General features: G+C 59.8%; 15 protein-coding genes. 10 read left to right on the top strand and 5 right to left on the bottom strand.

The annotated features are described in order from the left end of the window. Nucleotides 1–85 precede the first annotated feature (85 nt). The 3 genes from AC5YUO_RS16100 to smoA are packed head-to-tail and all read left to right on the top strand — an operon-like array spanning nt 86 to nt 2,660. Nucleotides 86–1,243 carry an LLM class flavin-dependent oxidoreductase gene (locus tag AC5YUO_RS16100; RefSeq protein WP_269826753.1) on the top strand — a complete coding sequence of 386 codons (1,158 nt, stop codon included), beginning with the start codon at nt 86–88 and terminating at the stop codon, nt 1,241–1,243. Next, nucleotides 1,243–2,136: an aldo/keto reductase gene (locus AC5YUO_RS16095; RefSeq protein ID WP_496155925.1), complete on the top strand. Its 894-nt coding sequence runs from the start codon at nt 1,243–1,245 to the stop codon at nt 2,134–2,136. The genes AC5YUO_RS16100 and AC5YUO_RS16095 overlap by 1 nt, the downstream gene beginning before the upstream one ends. Further along, nucleotides 2,136–2,660, top strand: a complete 525-nt coding sequence (smoA, locus tag AC5YUO_RS16090; RefSeq protein WP_496155924.1) for an NADH-dependent FMN reductase SmoA — start codon at nt 2,136–2,138, stop codon at nt 2,658–2,660. The genes AC5YUO_RS16095 and smoA overlap by 1 nt, the downstream gene beginning before the upstream one ends. A 69-nt stretch (nt 2,661–2,729) precedes the next feature. Here smoA and AC5YUO_RS16085 read toward each other — a convergent pair whose 3' ends face one another. The 4 genes from AC5YUO_RS16085 to AC5YUO_RS16070 all read right to left on the bottom strand — a co-directional run bounded on the left by AC5YUO_RS16085 (nt 2,730) and on the right by AC5YUO_RS16070 (nt 10,204). After that, entirely contained in the window at nt 2,730–5,870 is a 3,141-nt protein-coding gene (locus AC5YUO_RS16085) for an efflux RND transporter permease subunit (protein ID WP_400812720.1), read from the bottom strand. Next, on the bottom strand, nt 5,867–7,144 hold the full coding sequence (locus tag AC5YUO_RS16080) for an efflux RND transporter periplasmic adaptor subunit (RefSeq protein WP_496155923.1): 1,278 nt from the start codon (nt 7,142–7,144) through the stop codon (nt 5,867–5,869). The genes AC5YUO_RS16085 and AC5YUO_RS16080 overlap by 4 nt, the downstream gene beginning before the upstream one ends. A 325-nt stretch (nt 7,145–7,469) precedes the next feature. After that, on the bottom strand, nt 7,470–8,666 hold the full coding sequence (locus AC5YUO_RS16075; RefSeq protein WP_496155922.1) for a polysaccharide biosynthesis/export family protein: 1,197 nt from the start codon (nt 8,664–8,666) through the stop codon (nt 7,470–7,472). Nucleotides 8,667–9,079: 413 nt separating this feature from the next. Then, nucleotides 9,080–10,204 carry a glycosyltransferase family 4 protein gene (locus tag AC5YUO_RS16070; protein ID WP_496155921.1) on the bottom strand — a complete coding sequence of 375 codons (1,125 nt, stop codon included), beginning with the start codon at nt 10,202–10,204 and terminating at the stop codon, nt 9,080–9,082. A 505-nt stretch (nt 10,205–10,709) separates the two neighbouring features. Here AC5YUO_RS16070 and AC5YUO_RS16065 point away from each other — a divergent pair. The 5 genes from AC5YUO_RS16065 to AC5YUO_RS16045 all read left to right on the top strand — a co-directional run bounded on the left by AC5YUO_RS16065 (nt 10,710) and on the right by AC5YUO_RS16045 (nt 16,201). Next, nucleotides 10,710–12,236 (top strand): ABC transporter substrate-binding protein, encoded by a 1,527-nt coding sequence (locus AC5YUO_RS16065; RefSeq protein ID WP_400812715.1) that lies wholly within the window; start codon nt 10,710–10,712, stop codon nt 12,234–12,236. Nucleotides 12,237–12,585: 349 nt separating this feature from the next. After that, nucleotides 12,586–13,527 (top strand): ABC transporter permease, encoded by a 942-nt coding sequence (locus tag AC5YUO_RS16060; protein ID WP_496155920.1) that lies wholly within the window; start codon nt 12,586–12,588, stop codon nt 13,525–13,527. Further along, the gene (locus tag AC5YUO_RS16055; RefSeq protein WP_400812713.1) at nt 13,527–14,402 is read left to right on the top strand and encodes an ABC transporter permease; all 876 of its coding nucleotides are present in this window, start codon (nt 13,527–13,529) and stop codon (nt 14,400–14,402) included. Before AC5YUO_RS16060 ends, AC5YUO_RS16055 begins: the two co-directional genes overlap by 1 nt. A gap of 1 nt (nt 14,403) precedes the next feature. Further along, complete coding sequence (locus AC5YUO_RS16050; protein WP_496155919.1) at nt 14,404–15,627, top strand: amidohydrolase/deacetylase family metallohydrolase; 1,224 nt, start codon at nt 14,404–14,406, stop codon at nt 15,625–15,627. 79 nt (nt 15,628–15,706) lie between these two features. Beyond that, nucleotides 15,707–16,201 carry a RidA family protein gene (locus AC5YUO_RS16045; protein ID WP_020011822.1) on the top strand — a complete coding sequence of 165 codons (495 nt, stop codon included), beginning with the start codon at nt 15,707–15,709 and terminating at the stop codon, nt 16,199–16,201. A gap of 6 nt (nt 16,202–16,207) precedes the next feature. On the opposite strand, the gene AC5YUO_RS16040 is transcribed toward AC5YUO_RS16045, so the two are convergent. Further along, nucleotides 16,208–17,044, bottom strand: coding sequence for an IclR family transcriptional regulator (locus AC5YUO_RS16040; protein WP_496155918.1), 837 nt, complete (start codon nt 17,042–17,044; stop codon nt 16,208–16,210). Nucleotides 17,045–17,132: 88 nt separating this feature from the next. Here AC5YUO_RS16040 and AC5YUO_RS16035 point away from each other — a divergent pair, with 88 nt between their 5' ends. Together AC5YUO_RS16035 and AC5YUO_RS16030 are read left to right on the top strand one after the other, a co-directional pair. Beyond that, a complete protein-coding gene (locus AC5YUO_RS16035) occupies nt 17,133–18,329 on the top strand; it encodes an aminotransferase class V-fold PLP-dependent enzyme (protein ID WP_496155917.1) in 1,197 nt (398 codons plus the stop codon). Between the two features lie 203 nt (nt 18,330–18,532). Beyond that, the gene (locus tag AC5YUO_RS16030; protein ID WP_496155916.1) at nt 18,533–20,368 is read left to right on the top strand and encodes an ABC transporter ATP-binding protein; all 1,836 of its coding nucleotides are present in this window, start codon (nt 18,533–18,535) and stop codon (nt 20,366–20,368) included. Nucleotides 20,369–20,485: the final 117 nt, after the last annotated feature.

The following is a 20,485-nucleotide window of genomic DNA, read 5'->3' as shown; positions in this document are numbered from 1 at the left end:
CCGAAACAAAAATTGATACATCATTGATTTACATATTTCTTGATGTTATGCAAGAAAAACGAGAGCGGCCCTGAGGAGGAATTGCATGACCGTCGTACCCGTTACATCCGCTGATCTCGATGCTGCCGAGGTCTCCTGGTTTTCCGCTTTGTGTTCCGATGATTACGCCTATCTGGGCGTGCCGGATGGCAGCCTGCGTTCCAGCTTCGAACATTGCTCCGACATCGTCAAGAAAGCCGAGGAACTCGGTTTCCGCAACATTCTCTGCCCTTCGTCCTATCAGGTCGGGCAGGACACGCTGAGCTTCGTGGCCGGTTGCGCGCCGATCAGCGACCGCATCAATTTCCTCGCGGCAATTCGTTGCGGCGAGATGCAGCCGATCATGCTGGCGCGCACCGTGGCAACGCTCGACCATATGCTGAAGGGCCGCCTGACGCTCAACGTCATCAGCTCGGATTTCCCCGGTGAGGTGGCCGACAGCGCCTTCCGTTACAAGCGCAGCCACGAGGTCGTCGAGATTTTGCGTCAGGCCTGGACCCGCGACACCATCGACCACGACGGTGAAATCTACCAGTTCAAGGGCGTGTCGACCGAACCGGCAAGGCCCTACCAGCAGAATGGTGGTCCGCTGCTCTATTTCGGCGGCTATTCTCCCGATGCGCTGGAACTCTGTGGCGCCCAATGCGACGTCTATCTGATGTGGCCAGAAACGAAGGACCAGCTGGCCGACCGCATGCGCGCCGCCAATGAGCGCGCTGCCGCCCATGGCCGCACGCTGGATTATGGCCTGCGTGTGCACATGGTGGTGCGCGATACCGAAAAGGAAGCCCGCGAATATGCCGACCATCTGGTGTCGAAGCTCGATGATGAATATGGCCAGCTGATCCGCAACCGCGCCCATGACAGCGGCTCGCTTGGTGTGTCGCATCAGGCGCGGGCCCGCGAACTCGCCGACAAGTTCGGTTATGTCGAACCCAATCTGTGGACCGGCATCGGCCGGGCGCGCTCCGGCTGCGGTGCGGCGCTGGTCGGTTCGACGGATCAGGTTCTTTCGGCGTTGGAGGAATACCAGAAGATGGGGATCCGCGCCTTCATCCTGTCCGGTTATCCGCATCTTGACGAAGCGGAACATTTCGGCACCAAGGTTCTGCCGCAGATGAAAACCTGCTCCCTGCCGCATGCTTACGGCCGGGTACCTTCTGAAACGCCTGCCACGCCGCTCGGCAACGGGGAACGCCACTGATGGAACGTATCGCTCTTTCTGATAAACTCGAACTCAGCCGCATCGTTTATGGCATGTGGCGCATCGGTGACGATGCCGACACTTCGCCGGCTCATGTGCAGGCGAAGATCGAGGCCTGCCTCGCGCAGGGCATCACCACCATGGATCAGGCCGACATCTACGGCGGATATACGGCGGAAGCGATTCTCGGCGGCGGCCTCAAAGCGGCGCCCGGACTGCGCGACAAAATCGAAATCGTCACCAAATGCGGCATCGTCGCGCCGGCCGGCCGTCACTCCGCCGCCCGCGTCAAACATTACGATACGACGGCAGGCCACATCAACGCCTCGGTCGAAGCCTCGCTGCGTGACATGGCAACCGATCATGTCGATCTGCTGCTCATCCACCGGCCTGATCCGCTGATCGATGCCGAAGAAACCGGCAAGGCGCTTGATGCGCTGGTGGCCTCCGGCAAGGTCAAGGCAGTGGGCGTCTCCAACTTCCGCCCGTGGGATTTTTCGCTGTTGCAATCGGCCATGAGCAACCGGCTGGTGACGAACCAGATCGAGATGAGCCTTCTTGCCACGGATTCCTTCACAAATGGCGATCTGGCCTACCTGCAGGAAAAGCGCGTCTCGCCCATGGCATGGTCGCCGCTGGGTGGTGGCTCGCTTTTCTCCGGCGCGCATGGCGGCACCATGGCTGCCTTACAGCGCATCGGCAAGGAACAGGGCGTCGATGCGACGGCAGTCGCCATCGCCTGGCTGCTGCGCCATCCGGCAAAGATCGTGCCGGTGCTCGGCACCAATAATATCGAGCGTATCAGAACTGCTGCCGATGCGCTTCGTGTGACGATGGACCGCCAGACCTGGTTTGAACTCTACACCCTTGCGATTGGAAAAGAGGTGCCGTGATGACAGTGGCAGAGGCAATCAAGATGCCCAATGAGCATGTATTCATTCCCGGCGGCGAAAACAGCCGCAGCTTTCGCAACGCGCTTGGCGCTTTCACGACAGGAGTGACTGTCGTGACCGCCACGACGCCGGAAGGTCCGATCGGCATGACGGTCAACAGCTTCGCGTCCGTGTCGCTCGATCCGCCGCTGGTGCTGTGGTCGCCGGCAAAAAGCTCGTCGCGCTATCATGCCTTCAGCGGCGCGACCCATTTCGCCATTCATGTGCTGAGCTCCGATCAGGATGTGCTGAGCGCCCGCTTCACCCGTAATGGCCGCGCGTTTGACGATCTCGACTGGGAGATGAACGATGAAGGCGTTCCGGTCATTCCCGGCACGCTCGCTCGTTTTGAATGCCGACAGGCGGCGGCCCATGATGCGGGCGATCACACCATCATCGTCGGCGAGGTGCTGCGCGCCGCCCATCGCGATGGTGATCCGCTTTGTTTTTCGGGTGGAGCCTTTGGCCGATTTTCCCGGCAATAAGAGCGTCCGGCTGGATTTTCATATTCTTTGACAGATTTTCGAGGCGCTGATGCGCCTCGAAAAGCGACGTCAAGCGGCAACGGAGTCCGGTTCGCCCGTCTTTTCCGGCTTTTGCGGCTCGGCGTGTTTTTCCGCCGTTTTCCGACGGGAAAACAATCCCGTGAGAAAATGGCCGAACCGGTCCATTTCCACGAAAATGACAGGCGTGATGAACAACGTCAGCAATTGCGAGACGATGAGGCCGCCGACTACGGCGATGCCGAGCGGCTGGCGCAGTTCCGAACTCGCGCCCGAGCCGAGCGCAATGGGAAGCGCCCCGAGCAGCGCGCAGAAGGTCGTCATCATGATCGGCCGGAAACGGCGCACGCAGGCTTCGTGAATGGCGGTAGCGGGCGGCTCGGCCTTTTCGCGCATCAGTTCCACGGCCACGTCGATCATCATGATTGCGTTTTTCTTGACGATGCCGATCAGCATCAACAGGCCGATCAGCGCGATGATCGAGAAATCCATGCCCATCACCTTCAGGGCCACCAAAGCGCCGAAGGCCGCTGCCGGCAGGCCGGAAAGAATGGTCAGCGGGTGGATGAAGCTCTCGTAGAGCACGCCGAGAACGACATAGATGGTCAGCACGGCCGCCAGAATGAGGATGCCGGTATTGCCCTGGCTCTGCTGGAAGATCGCCGCCGTGCCCCCATAGCTGGTGAAGACATCCTGCGGCAGGCCTATCGTGCTCTTGATCTGGTCGATCCGGCTTGTGGCGTCGGATAGCGCCACGCCGTCCGGCAGGTTGAAGGAAATCGTCGTGGAAACCAGCTGGCCCGTCTGGTTGATGGTAACAGGCGCCTGCGTGCGGGCGAGGGTAGCGAAGTTGGAAAGCGGAACCAGAACGCCAGATTTCGCCGAAAGAATGTTGATATCGCTGAGGAAATCATCATTCCACGGTTTCGAACTGTCGAATTCCACTATCACGTCGTAGCTGTCGCCGGTCGACTGGATCTGCGCGGCCGTATAACCGCCAAATGACATTTCCAGCGTCTTGCGCAGCTGGTCATTGGTGATGCCGAAGGCGGCGGCCTTTTCCGGGTCGACGGAAATGGTTGCGGCGATGGCGCCGTTCTGGGCATCTGACGTGACTGACGTGAAGGTGTGGTCGCGACGCATCGCCTCCATCAGCTTGTTCGACCATTCATTGGTCGTGTCGGCATTCAGGCCCTGAACGACGAGCTGATATTGGCTGGCGGAGCTGCGTCCGCCGAAACGCAGGCTCTGCTGTGGGTTGATATAGGTGCGGATGCCGGCCACTTTCGATGTGGCCTGCCCCAGTTCCGCCAGCACCTGGCTAAGCGGTGCACGCTCCTCCTTGGGCTTCAGCTCCACGAACATCGAGCCGTTGTTCAGTGGATTGCGGGAGTTGCCGCCGACGATGGAGGTGACGTGCACCACGGCCGGGTTCTTGCGGATCTGGTCGGCGACCTGCGCCTGGAGATCGCGCATCGCCGTATAGGAAATATCCTCGCGCGCCTGTGTCGAAACCGAAAGACGGCCAATATCTTCCTGGGGAAAGAAGCTGGAAGGCAGGGTTTCGAAGAGATAGAGCGATGCCGCGACCGAGGCGAGAAATGATGCCAAAACGATGCGGCGATGGGAAAGGCACCAGCCGACGGCACGGCCATAGGCGCGCAGCGTACGTTCGAAACCCGCATCGAACCAGCGGATGATCGCCGGTGGTCTGGAGGAATGGCCGGAGAGGCGCGAGGCGAGCATCGGCGTCACCGTCAGCGACACCAGTGCCGAGGCCATGATGGCGAGCGTGACGACCATACCGAACTCGTTGAAGAGCCTGCCGATGACGCCGCCCATCAGCAGGATGGGAATGAAGACGGCAACCAGTGAGACGGACATGGAGAGAATGGTGCTGCTGACCTCTGCCGCGCCCTGAAGCGCCGCTTCGCGCATGGGCAGGCCTTTTTCGTGCAGGCGCAGGATGTTTTCCAGCATGACGATGGCGTCGTCCACCACCAGCCCCACCGAAAGTGTCAGCCCGAGCAGCGAGATGTTGTCGATGCTGTAGCCCAGAACATACATCATGCCGAAGGCGGTGATGAGAGACAGGGGCACGGCAAGGCCCGGAATGATGGTCGCCGTCAGGTGTCCGGTGAAGAGATAGATGACCGCAACCACCAATCCGATGGTGAGGAACAGCGTGAACTGCACGTCCGAAATCGCGTCCTTGATGGCGGTCGAGGCGTCATTCATGACGTTGATATTGACCGAAGGCGGCAATTGCTGGTGAAGCGCCGGCAGCTTCGCCTTGATGGCGTCCACGACATCGACTGTATTGGCGTCCGGCTGGCGCTGCACGGCGAGAACGATGGCCTGTTCACCGTCGAACCAGCTGCCGGCATTGGTGTTGTCGATGCTGTCGGTGACATTGGCGATATCGCCGAGATGGATGGGCGCGCCATTATTCGTCGAGACCACCAGTGAGCGGAAGGCCGCCGCATCGGTACGCTGGGTATCGGCCTCGATGGTCAGGCGTTGATTGTCGTTCTGTAGCGCCCCGACCGGCACCTGATTATTCGCCTGGGCGATGGCGGTGGTGACGGTGTCGACGCCGAGCCCTCTTGCCTGAAGCTGGGTGGGATCGAGGCCGATGCGCACGGCATAGGTCTGCGCGCCGTAGATGCTCACCTGCGCGACGCCCGAAATGGTGGAAAGAAGCGGCGAGATGATGTTCTCGGCGATTTCATCCACCTTGCTGGTCGGCATTTCCTTGCTGTTGACAGCGAGCAGCAGCACCGGCGCGTCGGCCGGATTGGTCTTGCGATAGCTCGGCGTTGTCGTCATGTTGCTCGGCAATTGCCGCTGTGCGCGCGAAATCGCCGCCTGCACATCGGCCGCCGCCGCGTCGATATCGCGGTTGAGATCGAACTGCAGGACGATCGAGCTGTTGCCGAGCGTATTGGTGGCGCTGATTTCGCTGACGCCGGGAATGGTCTCGAACTGCTTGACCAGCGGCGTGGTGACCGATGTCGCCATGGTTTGCGGCGAAGCGCCTGAAAGCGACGACGAGACGTTGATCGTCGGGAAATCCACCTTTGGCAGGGCGGCGACGGGCAGCAGGCGGAAGCCGGCAAGTCCGGCCAGCACGAGGCCGATGGCGAGAAGTGTGGTGGCGACGGGCCGGTTGATGCAGAAATTCGGGATCATTGGCCGCCAACCTTTTCCTGCGGAATATTGGCGGCCAGATTGCCCGCCGCGCCGCCCTTGTCGGAAAATTGTTCGACCACGAACTGGCCGTCGGCAAGTTCGGATTGACCCTCGATGATGATGTGCTCGCCGCCATTGAGGCCGCTTGCAATGGCGGTAAGATCGCCATTCGAGCGTGCGACTTCCACCGGCGTCATATGGACATGATGCTCGCTATCGACGGTATAGACGAAATTGCCTTTCGGCCCCGGCCGCACGGCGACCGTCGGCACGACGATCATTTCATCGTCCGAAACGAAGTGCGCCGTGACATTGACGGACTGGCCCGGCCATAAAAGACCACGATCATTCTTGAATTCCGCCTTGGCCAATACCGTGCCGGAGGTCTGGTCCACCGTATTGTCGTAGAACCGCAGCACGCCGCTCATCGGCTCGCCTCCCGTCGCTACGGGGTCGACATCGACTGCAGTATCCTTCGCCACGCCTTCGCGCAATTGCGGCAGGTAGCGCTGGGAAAGCCGGAAACTGACCGAGATCGGATCGTATTTGGTGATCGTCACGATATTGACGCCGGCGCTCAGATAGGCGCCGGGGCTGACGCTGATATCGCCGAGCCGCCCATCGAAGGGCGCGCGGATTTCCATATGTTCGAGCGTCACCTCGTCGGAGGCGAGCGTTGCGCGGTCGGCATCGATCTTGGCGCTGGCGCTATCCCGCGCCGCCCTTGCCTGATCCAGCACCTGCTGGGATTCGGCACTCTGCTTGACGAGATTGGCGGCGCGCTGGAAAGCGGCTTCCGTCTGCTCCAGCGTTGCCTGATCCGCGGCGATATTGGCCTTGTCCTTGTCGACAGAGGCACGGGCGATGCGGTCATCCATCTTGAGGATCAGGTCGCCCGCCTTGATATGCTGACCGTCCTTCGCCGCGATTTCCATGACGAGGCCGGCCTGAAGCGGCGCGATATTGGTGATGTCGGCCGCAACCGCCCAACCCGTCGCCGTTGCATCCATGGGCAGTGTCGCCTTGCCGACGGCGATGGTGCTGACGGTGGGTGGCCCGCCATTGCGCCGCCCTCCGCCCTGTCTTTGTCCCTGCTGCCGCGCCGGCTGACCGCTTCGAGAGGACTGCGTTGCCGTTTCGGCGTCGGCCTTGGGAGACACGCTGGCAAATTGCTTGAGATAGGGAACTTGATCGAGCGGCAGGCGATCCCTAAAATACCAGGCACCGGCGGCTGCGATGGCAAGAACGCTGAGGGCGGTCCAGAAACGTTTCATCTGACGATTCCGCGTAATGAGAGCGATACATGTTTCCCGAACATGTGCGGTAAGCCTTGGGAGCAGCTTTCCCCCACAAGACACCCAATGCGCTGCGAAATCACCTTAAACTTTTGTAATGGCGGCGACAATGACCGTCGCTATATGCCTTGTCCGTCTGGGGCAGGGGGAGTGGCAGTGGCTGGGGTTAGGGCTGGGGCAGACGGTTTCCGTTCATGCCACAAGCCCATGCTAGACCGTGTTTGCGTTCGCTGCCCATTGCGGCCAAAGAAAAAGCCGCCCCGGAGACGAGGCGGCTTTGGTATCAGCGGCGAGACGCCGACGATCAGAAAGCCCGGATGGCGTTGCGCGTCGCAAGCACGTCGTCGGCGACATTGCCCGTCGTTGCCGGTACGGAGCCGACAAGATCGAGGAACTTGTAAAGTTCGGTTGCCTGCGAATTGGTGACATAGATGATGTCGCGATCCTGCATCGGGAACTTCGTGGCGGCAAAGAAGGTCGACGGATCGCGCAGATTGGCGCGGAAGATGACCGGAACGTCCTGTCCGGGGAACTTGGACGTATTGATGCCGAGCTTCACGAGAAGATCGCGCTTGACGATGCGATAGACATAGACCTGAGCGGGGTCGGCACGGGAATCGAGCAGTCCGCCTGCTTTGCCGAGTGCATCCGAGAGCTTGAGATCGGCATCCTCGAACTCGAAACGCCCATTGAGACCCGACGCGCCGAAGGCGAGATAGGTGCGGCGCTCACGCTCCACCATGATCGTGTCGCCCGGAACCACATAGATGTTTTCGGATGGCGTGCTGACGAGGTGGTTATAGTTGACGCGGGCCGTCTTGCCGCGGCGGATCAGCGTGACATAGGATTCGATATTCGGGGCGCTGAGGCCCTTTGCATAGGAGATGACGTCGAGAACGCGATCACCCGCTTCCGACAGCTGAACCTTTGTTGGCTCCTTGACGTCGCCAAGCACGGAGGCCTGTGCGGAGCGGCTGGAAATCTTGGTGATGAGAACCTGCGGCTCGATGGCGCGGTTGGCGAGCCGTTCCTCGATCTCGCTCTGCACATCCTCGACATTGCGGCCGGTGGCGCGGATCTTGCCGGCATAGGGAACGCTGATATTGCCTTCCCGATCCACCGTCTGGTTCGGCAGGCTGATGAAGTTGCCGGGACGGCTGCCCGCATCGGCCGGGATAAACAGGCCGCCGGCCTGGCTTTCAAAGATCGCGACCGTCACCACGTCGCCGACGCCCATCGGCAGCGCCGGAACGCCGCCCTTGCCGCCGCCGAAACTGCCGAGCAGGGTGGTGTTTGTGGTATCGCCGACGTAGTTGAGAACGGAGCTGTTGATATCGAGCAGCGCGTAATCGACACCTGCGGTTTTCTGCTTGTCCTTGGAGGCGAACTTCACGGAAGCGTTAGATTCGATCGACGCCGCATCGGGGCCGGAGGCCGCAGTCACCGTGCAACCCGCCAGTGCTGCAGAGGCAAGCAGAATCGAAACATTCAATAAACGCATTTGGTCCTCGAAATGAATGTCGTCCGAAAAGCAGAAATAATCCGGACATCGTATAAGTTTTTAAAAATAAGCACTTCATAAATGACACCGGTAAAGAAACTCCAAACCGGCATTACATCCGTTCAGCGGAATCGCATCCCGAGATGTTTACGTCTCCATCAGGCATATGCCCAATTTCAGACGATGCTTCAAGTTCATCATCGCTCAACTGCGCCGAAAAATTCCCGGCGAGGCGCGATGTTCGAATCCCCTGATGGTGTCAGTATTGTTATGCTTCAATATTCGGTCACCTGCCATAATCACTTCGATTTACGGATCGCGCTAGTGCAGTTTTGTCACGCTTGCGCGGTTTCTTTCGCGGTTGATTGAAGTCAATTCCAAGCAATTGTTTTGTAAATGCTTTTGCAATTTCGTCATGCCCGCTCAGCCAGCGCGAAATTCACGGTATCCGCGAATTCCTGCAAAAAACGCTCGCGTGAGAAGCGGGCGGCATTGGCGACACAGGCGTTCTTGTCGAAGCGATCGGAATTGTCGACGAATTCCTGTACGGCGGCGCGGATCGCCTCCGGTGTCTGCTCGCCGAAATAAAGGCCGGTCGGATGGTTGGACGCGCCAAGCGGAACGACGGTTTCCAGCACGCCACCCTTGCCATAGGCGATGACCGGTGTGCCGAGCGCCTGGGATTCGACGGGCACGATGCCGAAGTCGTCCTCTGCCGCAAAGACAAAGGCCTTGGCCTCGGCCATATATTTGTGAAGCTCCTCATTGCCGACGAAACCGAGGATTTCGACATTCGGCGCGGCGATTTCGCGGATGCGTTTCATGTCCGGCCCGTCGCCGATGACGACCAGCCGTTTGTCGGGCATTTTTGCAAAGGCTTCCACGATCAGGTGCACCTTTTTGTAAGGCACCAGCCGGGATGCGGTGACGAAATAGTCACCCTTAAGGTCTGACGGGGAAAGATGGGACGTATCCACCGGCGGATAGATCACGGTGGAATCGCGCCCGTAACACTTGCGCACCCGGTTGCGGATGAATTTGGAATTGACCGTCATCAGGTCGACGCCGTTGGCGGTGCGGATGTCCCACATGCGAATATAGTGAAGGATGGCGCGCGCGATCCATGAGGTAACGCCGCGCGTCATTCTGGTTTCCTTGAGATACTGGTGCTGGAGATCCCAGGCGTAACGGATCGGGCTATGGATATAGGAGACGTGAAACTGGCCCGGCCCGGTGATGACGCCCTTGGCGACCGCGTAACTCGAGGAAATCACGAGGTCGTAACCGCTCAGATCGAACTGTTCGATGGCGAGCGGCATCAGCGGCAGATAGGAGCGGTATTTTTTCCGGGCGAAAGGCAGCTTCTGGATGAAGGAGGTGTTGACGGGACGACCGCCAAGAAACCCCCGGTCGCGCTCGCTCATGAAATCGACAAGGCAGTACAGATCCGCGTGAGGATAAATTTCAAGAAGGTTGTGAAGCACTTTTTCGGCCCCGCCTCTGTCGGTGAGCCAGTCATGCACGATTGCCGTCTTCATGATTTCCTCAATAATTTCAACGTAATAAAAATTAATGTTCCGCCATGGAATAAAGTGTGGCGGTGTAGAATATCAGCTCTGTCTGCAGCCCTTAAAAAACACGGCTGGTGGCGTTAAATAGCGTAACGATAAATAAGAATGTGCGGTTATGTCGGTGGCGATCAGGTGTTGGTCCCCTCCTTAATAGCACTTTGTTCGCAAATGCGAAATATCCAACCTTCCGGATTTCCTTTCTTCCTTTACGGTCAAACGCCAGCCATCGTTCCCGCTGCATCGGCGGGGAAAGATGGATTTCACGGCTCACCGTATTTTTTGGCGAAATTTCCATTATTTCATCGCCTTACATCCAGTTTCCACCTCTCGCATAGACCTGTCTTGCGTTTCTCCGGTCGCGGAAACCCATCATCGTGCCGCATGGTCATTGACAAGGCGCCTTATCGAGATATTCTGTTATAAAGATGCATATAACATAATAATGGAACACATAAGAGCTGGGAGCTTGACCATGAGACGTAAACTTGCATTTCTCGCCACCGCCGCTTTGCTGCTTGCGCCGGGTGTGATGATGGCCCAGGAAAAGGGCGGCGTGATCAATGTCGCCACGATCGGCGAGCCGCCGACACTCGATCCCATGGCATCCACCGCCGATCTCGTCGGCATCGTCACGCAGCATATTTTCGAAACGCTCTATACCTTCGACAAGGGCTGGAAGGTGACGCCGCTTCTGGCGGAAAGCCTTCCCGAGATCAGCGCGGACGGTAAAACCTATACGATCAAGCTCAGGCAGGGCATCAAGTTCCATGATGGTAGCGACATGACGTCTGAAGATGTCGTCGCCTCGCTGGGTCGCTGGATGAAGATCGCCTCGCGCGGCAAACAGGCAGCGGGATTCATCGAGAATATCTCCGCGCCGGATGCCGGAACGGTGACGATCGCCCTCAAGCAGCCCTATGCGCCGCTCGCCTCGCTGCTTGCCTTCAATAATTCGGCGGCCATCATTCTGCCAGCCGAAAAACAGGCGGAGCCGATGGCCGAATTCATCGGCACCGGTCCCTATATGCTGAAGGAACGCAAGGCCGACCAGTATATCCAGCTCGTCCGTTTCGACGGTTACAAACCGCGCGATGGCGAAAGCGACGGATATGGCGGCGCACGCCATCAGTATCTCGATGAAATTCGCTTCGTTCCGGTGCCCGATCCGAACACCCGTGTCGAGGCCGCCGTTTCCGGTCAGTATGACTACGTCGATTCCATTCCGGTGGAATCCTTCGACAAGGTGAAATCGTCATCGGCCTCGCAACCATTGATGCTGAAGCCTTTCGGTTATCCGGTCTTCGTGTTCAACACCAAGGAAGGGCTTTCTTCCAAGCTGGAGGTCCGCAAGGCGGTAACCGAAGCGCTGAACATGGAAGACATGCTGGCGGCCGCTTTTGGCAGCACTGATTTTTATGCGCTCGATGGCGCCTATTATCCTGACAATTTCTCCTGGCATTCGGAAGAGGGCGTCGAAGGTCATTATAATGTCGGCAATCCGGAGGCCGCTGCCGAAAAGCTGAAGGCGGCCGGTTATAATGGCGAGCCGCTTCGCATTCTCACCAGTCGTCAATATGAGTTCCACTACAAGATGGCGCAGGTCGCTGCGGAATATCTGAAACTCGCTGGCTTCAAGGTGGATATGCAGGTGGTGGACTGGGCGACGCTGACGCAGCGCCGCGCCGATCCGAAACTCTGGGACATCTACATCACCCACAGCCCCTTCCTGCCGGAACCGGCGCTGATCGGTGCGCTCTCCACCGGCTCGCCGGGCTGGTGGGATACGCCGGCGCGCAAGGCTGCTGTTGACGCCTTCACCTCCGAGGCGGATCCGGACAAGCGTGTCGCGCTCTGGGCCAATGTGCAGAAGACGATCTATGACGAGCTGCCGCTCATCAAGATCGGCGACTTCAATGCCGTGGCGGCCAAGTCCAACAAGCTGGAAGGCGTCGATCCGGCTCCATGGCCTTATTTCTGGAACGCCTCGGTTACGAAATAACGCCCTTGTGGTCATTGGGCGTCGGGTCTTGCATCCGGCGCTCTGTCACACCGGACCTATTGTGCCTGCTTCGCCTCCGCCCTCATTCCTGTTCCCCGGAACAAGCCCGAGGATGTCACAGGAATCCAGCCGACGCGCGTCTGCGCGGCGAGAAGAGTCCTTTCAGCCCAAGGACTTGGGCTGGCTGGATTCCTGTGACGAGCACAGGAATGAGGGTGGAGTATAAGGCGGACGCGGGAAGGGAACGTTCGATATTGCCATTGTGAGTGTCGGAATTACCGGCACTCATCGTCAACCCAGTTCAACCGTCGCCTGGTCGCGGCAATCACGCACTTTGGAGCCTTCATACGTGATACGGTATATTTTCCAGAGACTTGCGGGAATGATCGTGGTGATGTTCCTGGTCGTCACCATCGTTTTCGTCATCCTGCGCGTCACGCCCGGCGACCCGGCCGCCGTGATGCTGGGGCCGGATGCCTCGGCGCAGGATATTGCGGAGCTACGCGGCAGGCTCGGCCTCGATCAGTCGCTCGGCGTGCAATATGTCTATTATATCGGTCAATTGCTGAAGGGCGATCTCGGCCAGTCGATCTTTCTCAACATGCCCGTCGGATCGGCCCTGTTGGACCGGGCGGAACCCACCTTCTTTCTGACGATATTTTCGCTGCTGATCGCCAGCGTCATCGCGCTTCCCATCGGCATTTATGCCGCCTATCGCCGGGGTTCCTTCGTGGATCAGGCCGCGACCACGATGGCGATGCTCGCGGCAAGCATTCCGAGCTTCTGGCTCGGTCTCATCCTCATGCAGATCTTTGCCGTCCGGCTCGATTTGTTCCCGGTGTCGGGTTACGGCGGGCCGGGGGCGAGCTTCCTTGAGCGGATGTATCATCTGACCCTGCCGGCAATCGCGCTCGGCCTCGTTTCCTCCGCCCTCATTCTGCGCTTCACGCGCGCCTCGATGCTGGATGTTCTGGGTGACGACTATGTCCGCACTGCCCGCGCCAAGGGCGTCAAGGAGCGCCGGGTGGTGATGAAACACGCGCTCAAAAATGCGCTGATCCCCATCCTCACCGTGCTTGGCCTCACCGCCGCCGTACTGATTTCCGGCGCCGTCGTCACCGAGACCGTCTTCGGTCTGCCGGGCGTCGGCAATCTTGTCGTCTCCGCCGTGCTTCGCCGTGATTACCCGGTCATTCAAGGCGCGCTTCTCGTCATCGCCGGGCTTTACGTGCTCATCAATTTTGCAATCGACATGCTTTATTTGCTGGTCGATCCGAGGGTTCGTTACTGATGGCCGATATTGTTTCCACCACCCCACCGGCGCGCAACCCGACGATCCTGTTCATTCGACGCCTCCTGAAGCGCAAGACAGTCGCCGCCGGTCTCATCGTGCTGCTCGTCTTCGTGCTGCTCGCCGTCTTCGCGCCGATGATCGCGCCCTATTCGCCATCGAAACTGTCGATCGTCAACCGGCTGAAGCCGCCGAGTGAACTCTACTGGTTCGGCACCGACGAATTCGGCCGCGACGTGTTTTCCCGCACCATCTACGCCGGAAGACTGTCGCTTCTGGTCGGGGCCGCCGTGGTGGCGCTTTCGGCGCTGATCGGCATCACCCTCGGCCTGCTCGCCGGTTTCTTCCAGAAACTGGATACGCCGATTGCGCGACTGATCGATGCGATGATGGCCTTTCCGGATATTCTGCTGGCGATTGCGCTGGTTGCCGCACTCGGCCCGTCACTGACGACGGTCATCATTGCGCTTGCCGTGGTTTATTCGCCGCGCCTTGCCCGCATCGTGCGCGCCTCGACGCTGGTGATCCGTGAGTTGCCCTATGTGGAAGCGGCAAAAGCGCTCGGCATTTCCACCTTCCACATCATGACGCGGCATGTGCTGCGCAATCTGGTGTCGCCGATCCTCGTGCAATGCACCTTCCTTTTCGCCAGCGCCATGCTGGCCGAGGCGGGCCTGTCGTTTCTGGGGCTCGGTGTCAGCCCCGAGATACCCACCTGGGGAACCATGATTTCCGCCGGCCGCCAATATATCGGTCAGGCTGACTGGATGACCTATTTCCCCGGCTTTGCCATCATTCTTTCCGTGCTGTCGCTGCAAATGGTCGGCGACGGGCTGCGGGACATGCTCGACCCAAGACTGCGAAGGGATTTGTAATATGTCGTCCGGCGAACAGGCGAAAACGCCTCTTCAAGCTCCCATTCTTCTCACCAATGTCAAACCTGTCGGTTTCGGAAAGGGGACGTCCCAGGCCTCGACCGATATTCTGATCGGCGGCGACGGCAAGATCGCCGCGGTAGGCTCAGCCCTGCAGGCGCCTGCGGATGCGCAGCGCATTGACGCCAAAGGCGCCTTCATCTCGCCCGGCTGGGTGGATCTGCACGTGCATATCTGGCACGGCGGCACCGATATCTCCATCCGCCCTTCCGAATGCGGGGCTGAGCGCGGCGTGACGACGCTGGTGGATGCCGGCTCGGCCGGCGAGGCGAATTTTCATGGGTTCCGCGAATATATCATCGAACCCTCCAGAGAGCGAATCAAGGCCTTTCTCAATCTCGGTTCCATCGGCCTTGTCGCCTGCAACCGGGTGCCGGAACTGCGCGACATCAAGGATATAGACCTTGATCGCATTCTCGAATGTTACGCGGAAAACAGCGAACATATTGTCGGCCTGAAGGTGCGGGCGAGCCATGTCATCACCGGCTCCTGGGGTGTGACGCCGGTCAAGCTCGGCAAGAAGATCGCCAAGATCCTGAAAGTGCCGATGATGGTGCATGTGGGCGAACCGCCGGCACTTTATGACGAGGTGCTGGAAATCCTCGGCCCCGGTGATGTCGTGACCCATTGCTTCAACGGCAAGTCGGGCTCCAGCATCATGGAAGACGAGGACCTGTTCAACCTTGCCGAACGCTGCGCCGGTGAAGGCATCCGGCTGGATATCGGTCATGGTGGCGCCTCCTTCTCCTTCAAGGTGGCGGAAGCGGCAATTGCGCGTGGCCTGTTGCCCTTCTCGATCTCGACGGATTTGCATGGCCATTCGATGAATTTCCCGGTCTGGGATCTGGCGACGACCATGTCGAAGCTGCTGTCGGTTGATATGCCCTTCGAAAATGTCATCGAGGCCGTTACCCGCAATCCGGCCTCCGTCATTGGGCTCGATATGGAAAACCGTCTTGATGTTGGCCAGCGCGCCGACTTCACCATTTTCGATCTCGTGGATTCCGATCTGGAAGCGACCGATTCAAATGGCGATGTGGCGCGCCTGACGCGTCTGTTCGAGCCGCGTTACGCGGTCATCGGTGCCGAGGCCATCGCCGCCAGCCGTTATATTCCAAGGGCGCGCAAGCTGGTGCGCCACAGCCATGGTTATTCCTGGCGCTGAACCCGAATGGAATGGCGGGGCATACTCCGCCTTCCGCAGACATTACGGGATACCCGTCCCGGCATTATGAGGAATTCGCGTGAAACAGTCTTCGCTTGATGCAGAAGGGCACCTTTCGCCCTATGACCGGCTCGCTGCGCTCGGCATCTCCCTGCCGCCGCCGCCGCCGCCAATTGCCAATTTCGTCACCCATGTGGTGGAGGGCAACATGCTTTATCTCTCGGGCCAGGGGCCGCGGGAAGAAAACGGCCATCTCTATGCCGGCAAGGTGGGCGCGGAAATCGGGCTGGAAGAGGCCTATAATCATGCGCGTCTCACCGGCATCAATCTGCTTGCCGTCATGCATGAAGCGCTGGGTGATCTGTCGCGGGTGAAAAAGGTGGTCAAGCTGCTCGGCATGGTCAATGCGGTGAGCGATTTCCGCGATCACCCGAGTGTCATCAATGGCTGCTCCGATCTCTTCATCGATGTGTTCGGCGATGCCGGGCAGCATGCCCGCTCCGCCGTGGGTTTCGGCTCGCTACCGGGCAACATCACCGTCGAGATCGAAGCCATCGTCGCGCTCAAGGGGTGAGACCGTTTAATGGTTGCGCCAGCCCATCAGCTTTTCGATCCGTTCCGCCGAGACCCTGACCTGTTCGGTATAGTGGTTCTCGTCCGCCAGCACCTTCTGTTCCGGCAGAACGATGGAAATCGTCGCGACGCATTCGCCCCTGTTGTCGCAGATCGGCGAGGCGATGCAGGCGACGGCGTAGTCGGATTCGGCGACCTGTATCGACAGCCGGTCATGGAAAGCGGCTGCCGCCGATTGCGCCAGGGTCTCGGGATTGATTTCCGCACGGCCCGTGGGCGAGGAGCGGGCGCAGCGTCGGAAAAGTTCGAGGCGCTCCGCCTCCGGCAGGTGGCCGACGAGCAGGCGGCCGGATGCCGTCCAGTTCAAGGGAACGCGGGTGCCGACACGGGACGCAACCTGAAAATGGCTGGGCCCATCGGCCATGGCCAGAACAAGCATATGGTCGCCGTCGCGGCCGCAAAGCTGCACAGTCTCGCCCGCATGGCGGCAGAGATCATGCATTTCGTGGGTGGCGACACCCATGAAATCCAGCGAGCGGGCATAGGCGAGGCCATAATGGTAAAGCCGTGCGCCGAGCCAGATATTGCCATCGGCATTGCGCGCCAGCATGTTCTTTTCGACGAGATCATCGATGATCACATAGACCGTGGAAAGCGGCGCCTTGATGGCCTTGGCAATCGCGTAAGCGCCGGCGGGAGAACCGGTTTCATAAAGATAATCAATCACCTGAAGCGCACGGTCGATGCCGCTGACGCGGGAGCGCTTGGCCGCCTTCGCATCCGGGTTTTCCGTCGCGTCGGACAGCGCGGTTGAAGATGTTTCGTCCAGTCTATGGGCGTCCAATTTTGGCTCCTCATGCATTTTGAGAAGCTATTACATTATTATGGCATATATGTCGATGCCCATCGCATCGCAAGGACAGGAGAAAGACATGACCGAGGATATCAGAAGCAGGATCGGCCTTCGCCCGGTCATCAACGTCTCGGGCACCATGACCTCGCTCGGCGCTTCCATCGTCGTTCCGGAAGCGGTCGAAGCCATGGCGGCCATCCTGCCGCAATTCGTCGAGATCAATGATCTGCAGCGCAAGGCGAGCGCGGTGATTGCGAGGCTGACGGGCGGCGAGGCTGGTTTTGTCACGGCCTCATGCTCCTCCGGCATCAGCTTGGCCGTGGCGGGTGCTATCACCGGCAACAATCTGCTGGCCATCGAAAAACTGCCCGATTTGACATCGGAAAAGAACGAGGTTCTGGTGCAGATGGGGCATGTGGTGAGCTACGGCGCACCGGTGGATCAGGCGATCCGGCTCGGAGGCGGCAAGGTGGTGCTGATCGGGCAGGCGACATCGACCCATCGTTTCCACATGGAAAACGCCATCACCGAAAAAACGGCGGCGGCGGTCTATGTCGTCTCGCACCATGTGGTGGATTACGGCCTGCTGCATCTTTCAGAATTCGTTGAAATTGCCCATGCCAAGGGCGTGCCTGTCATCGTTGATGCCGCTTCCGAATATGACCTGAAACTGTTTCTGGCCACAGGCGCGGATTTGGTGCTCTATTCCGGCCATAAGTTCCTCGGCGGTCCCACATCAGGCATCGTCGCCGGAAGTAAGGAACTGGTGCGCAACGCCTTCCTGCAGAACATGGGCATCGGCCGTGGCATGAAGGTCGGCAAGGAAAGCATCTATGGTGTCATGGCGGCACTGGAAGCCTGGGAAAAGCGCGACCATGCCGGCATTCGCGAGCGCGAAACCGGCTACCTCGACCTCTGGAAAAAGACGCTGGACGGACGCCCGGGTGTGACGGCGCTGATCGAGCCCGACCCGACCAATAACCCACTCGACCGGCTGCGTGTCATCATCGATGCCGAAGAGGCGCATATCACCGCATGGGACCTGACGACGGCGCTGGCTAAGGGCAATCCGCCGATCATCACCCGCGATCACGAGGTGGAGCATCGTTATTTCTATCTCGACCCCTGCAATCTGCATCCCGGTCAGGAAACCATCGTGGCCTCCCGGCTGGCGGAGGAGTTGGACAAGGCACGCGCCTCCAACGAGGTGATTGCGACGCCATTCGAAGATCGCAGTCGCCACCGTTTCGACGGCATGCTGCGCTGGCCGGATTAAATGGAGCGGGCGGGTGCCACGAGTTTCTTCTCCCCGAGGGGGAGAAGTCCGCGGCAGCGGGATGAGGGGGCTAGCGTCCCGAAATTCGGTGAGGGTGCCCCCTCATCCGACCCTTCGGGCCACCTTCTCCCCGGCGGGGAGAAGAAACAGGCGGCAACGCCGAGCCTGAACAGTTCAAACGAGAAGAAAAGAAGGGAACGATCATGACCATGCCGCAGGCAGCACCGCTCGGTGCCGAAGATGCCGTGCTTTCCGTCCGCAATCTCACCACGTCCTTTTTCGTGGATGGCGGCTGGAAACCCGTGGTGCGTGATATTTCCTTCGATGTCGGCCCCGGCGAGACGGTTGCGATCGTCGGCGAAAGCGGTTCGGGCAAAAGCGTGACATCGCTCTCCATCATGCGGCTGCTGGACCGGGAAAGCAGCAGGGTTGAGGGTGAAATCCTGCTCGGTGGTCGCAACCTGCTTTCCCTTTCCGAAGACGCCATGCGGCGGGTGCGGGGCAACGAGGTGGCGATGATCTTCCAGGAGCCGATGACCAGCCTCAATCCGCTCTTCACCATTGGCGACCAGATTTCCGAAGCCCTGCTGTGCCATCAGCCGATGTCGAAAGCCGATGCGCGGGCCGAGACGATCCGCCTTCTCGAAAAAGTCCGCATCCCCTCGGCCGCTTCGCGTTTCGATGAATATCCGCACCGCTTTTCCGGCGGCATGCGTCAGCGGGTGATGATCGCCATGGCGCTCGCGTCCCGGCCGAAGCTGTTGATCGCCGACGAGCCGACGACGGCGCTCGACGTGACCATTCAGGGCCAGATTCTCGATCTCATCAAGACGCTTCAGGAAGAGGAGGGCACCTCCGTCCTGTTCATCACCCACGATATGGGCGTGGTGGCGGAGATCGCCGATCGCACCGTCGTCATGTATCGCGGCGAGCAGGTGGAAGTCGGCGCGACGGCCGATATCTTCCATCGCGGCAAACATCCCTATACCCGGGCGCTTCTGTCCGCCGTTCCGGTTCTGGGATCGATGAAGGGCGAGGAAAGACCACTCCGCTTTCCCATCGTCAACACCACCACGGGGGAAACGCAGGAACCGGCTCGTCCGGCCGATACCGTCGATGCCAGCGCCCAGCCGGTGCTCAAGGTGGAGGGGCTGACCAAGCGTTTCGACATTCACTCCGGCCTGTTGGGACGGCTCAGCGGCCGGGTGCATGCGGTGGAAAACGTGTCCTTCGATCTGAGGGCCGGGGAGACTCTATCGCTAGTGGGCGAAAGCGGCTGCGGCAAGTCGACCACCGGTCGTGCCATCATGCGGCTGATCGAGCCGGATGCCGGTTCGGTGGTGGTGAATGGCGAGAATATTCTCACCCTCGACAAGGTGGGCATGCGCGAGATGCGCAAGACGGTGCAGATGATCTTTCAGGACCCTTTCGCCTCGCTCAATCCGCGTATGACGGTGGGGGCTGCGATTGCCGAACCGTTTCTGGAGCATCGCATGGGCAGCGCCCGCGAGGCGAAGGATGTGGTGGCCGACATGCTCAGAAAGGTCGGCCTTTCGCCGGATATGGCGGCGCGTTACCCGCACGAGTTTTCCGGCGGCCAGCGGCAGCGCATCTGCATTGCCCGCGCGCTGGCGCTGCAGCCGAAGGTCATCGTCGCCGATGAAAGCGTCTCGGCGCTGGACGTTTCGATCAAGGCGCAGGTCATCAACCTGATGCTGGATCTGCAGCAGAGCCTCGATCTCGCCTTCCTGTTCATTTCCCATGACATGGCCGTGGTGGAACGCGTCAGCCATCGGGTGGCGGTAATGTATCTCGGCGAAATCGTCGAAATCGGCCCGCGTGCGGCGGTGTTTGACAATCCGCAGCATGATTATACCCGCAAGCTGATGGCCGCGGTGCCGGTACCGGATCCGGACCGCCGGAATACGCGGCGCGGTGCGGCGAATGACGAGCTGAAAAGCCCCATCCGTCCGGTCGATTATGCGGTCAATCCGCGGGCGTATCGCGAAGTTTCACCCGGACATCTCGTGGCGCTCTGACTGCCGCCCCGTTTTCCCGGAGCGCGGCGCTTTACACGGTGGGACATTCTTCTATACCGCTTCTGGCCGCGTGACACCGAGCACGCGCGGAAGGCGGATCATGGCGGTAGCGGAAAA

This window comes from Agrobacterium sp. LEGMi-208b (assembly GCF_059511785.1).
The sequence above is the reverse complement of the archived record's forward strand: the minus strand, read 5'-3'. Positions and strand labels throughout refer to the sequence as shown.

What these genes read in the sequence shown, in the direction of transcription:
- AC5YUO_RS16075 (WP_496155922.1), bottom strand. Translation starts at nt 8,666, where the DNA reads ATGCGTTTATTGAATGTTTCGATTCTGCTTGCCTCTGCAGCACTGGCG.
- AC5YUO_RS16055 (WP_400812713.1), top strand. Translation starts at nt 13,527, where the DNA reads ATGGCCGATATTGTTTCCACCACCCCACCGGCGCGCAACCCGACGATC.
- AC5YUO_RS16050 (WP_496155919.1), top strand. Translation starts at nt 14,404, where the DNA reads ATGTCGTCCGGCGAACAGGCGAAAACGCCTCTTCAAGCTCCCATTCTT.
- AC5YUO_RS16035 (WP_496155917.1), top strand. Translation starts at nt 17,133, where the DNA reads ATGACCGAGGATATCAGAAGCAGGATCGGCCTTCGCCCGGTCATCAAC.
- AC5YUO_RS16070 (WP_496155921.1), bottom strand. Translation starts at nt 10,204, where the DNA reads ATGAAGACGGCAATCGTGCATGACTGGCTCACCGACAGAGGCGGGGCC.
- AC5YUO_RS16030 (WP_496155916.1), top strand. Translation starts at nt 18,533, where the DNA reads ATGACCATGCCGCAGGCAGCACCGCTCGGTGCCGAAGATGCCGTGCTT.
- AC5YUO_RS16080 (WP_496155923.1), bottom strand. Translation starts at nt 7,144, where the DNA reads ATGAAACGTTTCTGGACCGCCCTCAGCGTTCTTGCCATCGCAGCCGCC.
- smoA (WP_496155924.1), top strand. Translation starts at nt 2,136, where the DNA reads ATGACAGTGGCAGAGGCAATCAAGATGCCCAATGAGCATGTATTCATT.
- AC5YUO_RS16095 (WP_496155925.1), top strand. Translation starts at nt 1,243, where the DNA reads ATGGAACGTATCGCTCTTTCTGATAAACTCGAACTCAGCCGCATCGTT.
- AC5YUO_RS16100 (WP_269826753.1), top strand. Translation starts at nt 86, where the DNA reads ATGACCGTCGTACCCGTTACATCCGCTGATCTCGATGCTGCCGAGGTC.
- AC5YUO_RS16065 (WP_400812715.1), top strand. Translation starts at nt 10,710, where the DNA reads ATGAGACGTAAACTTGCATTTCTCGCCACCGCCGCTTTGCTGCTTGCG.
- AC5YUO_RS16085 (WP_400812720.1), bottom strand. Translation starts at nt 5,870, where the DNA reads ATGATCCCGAATTTCTGCATCAACCGGCCCGTCGCCACCACACTTCTC.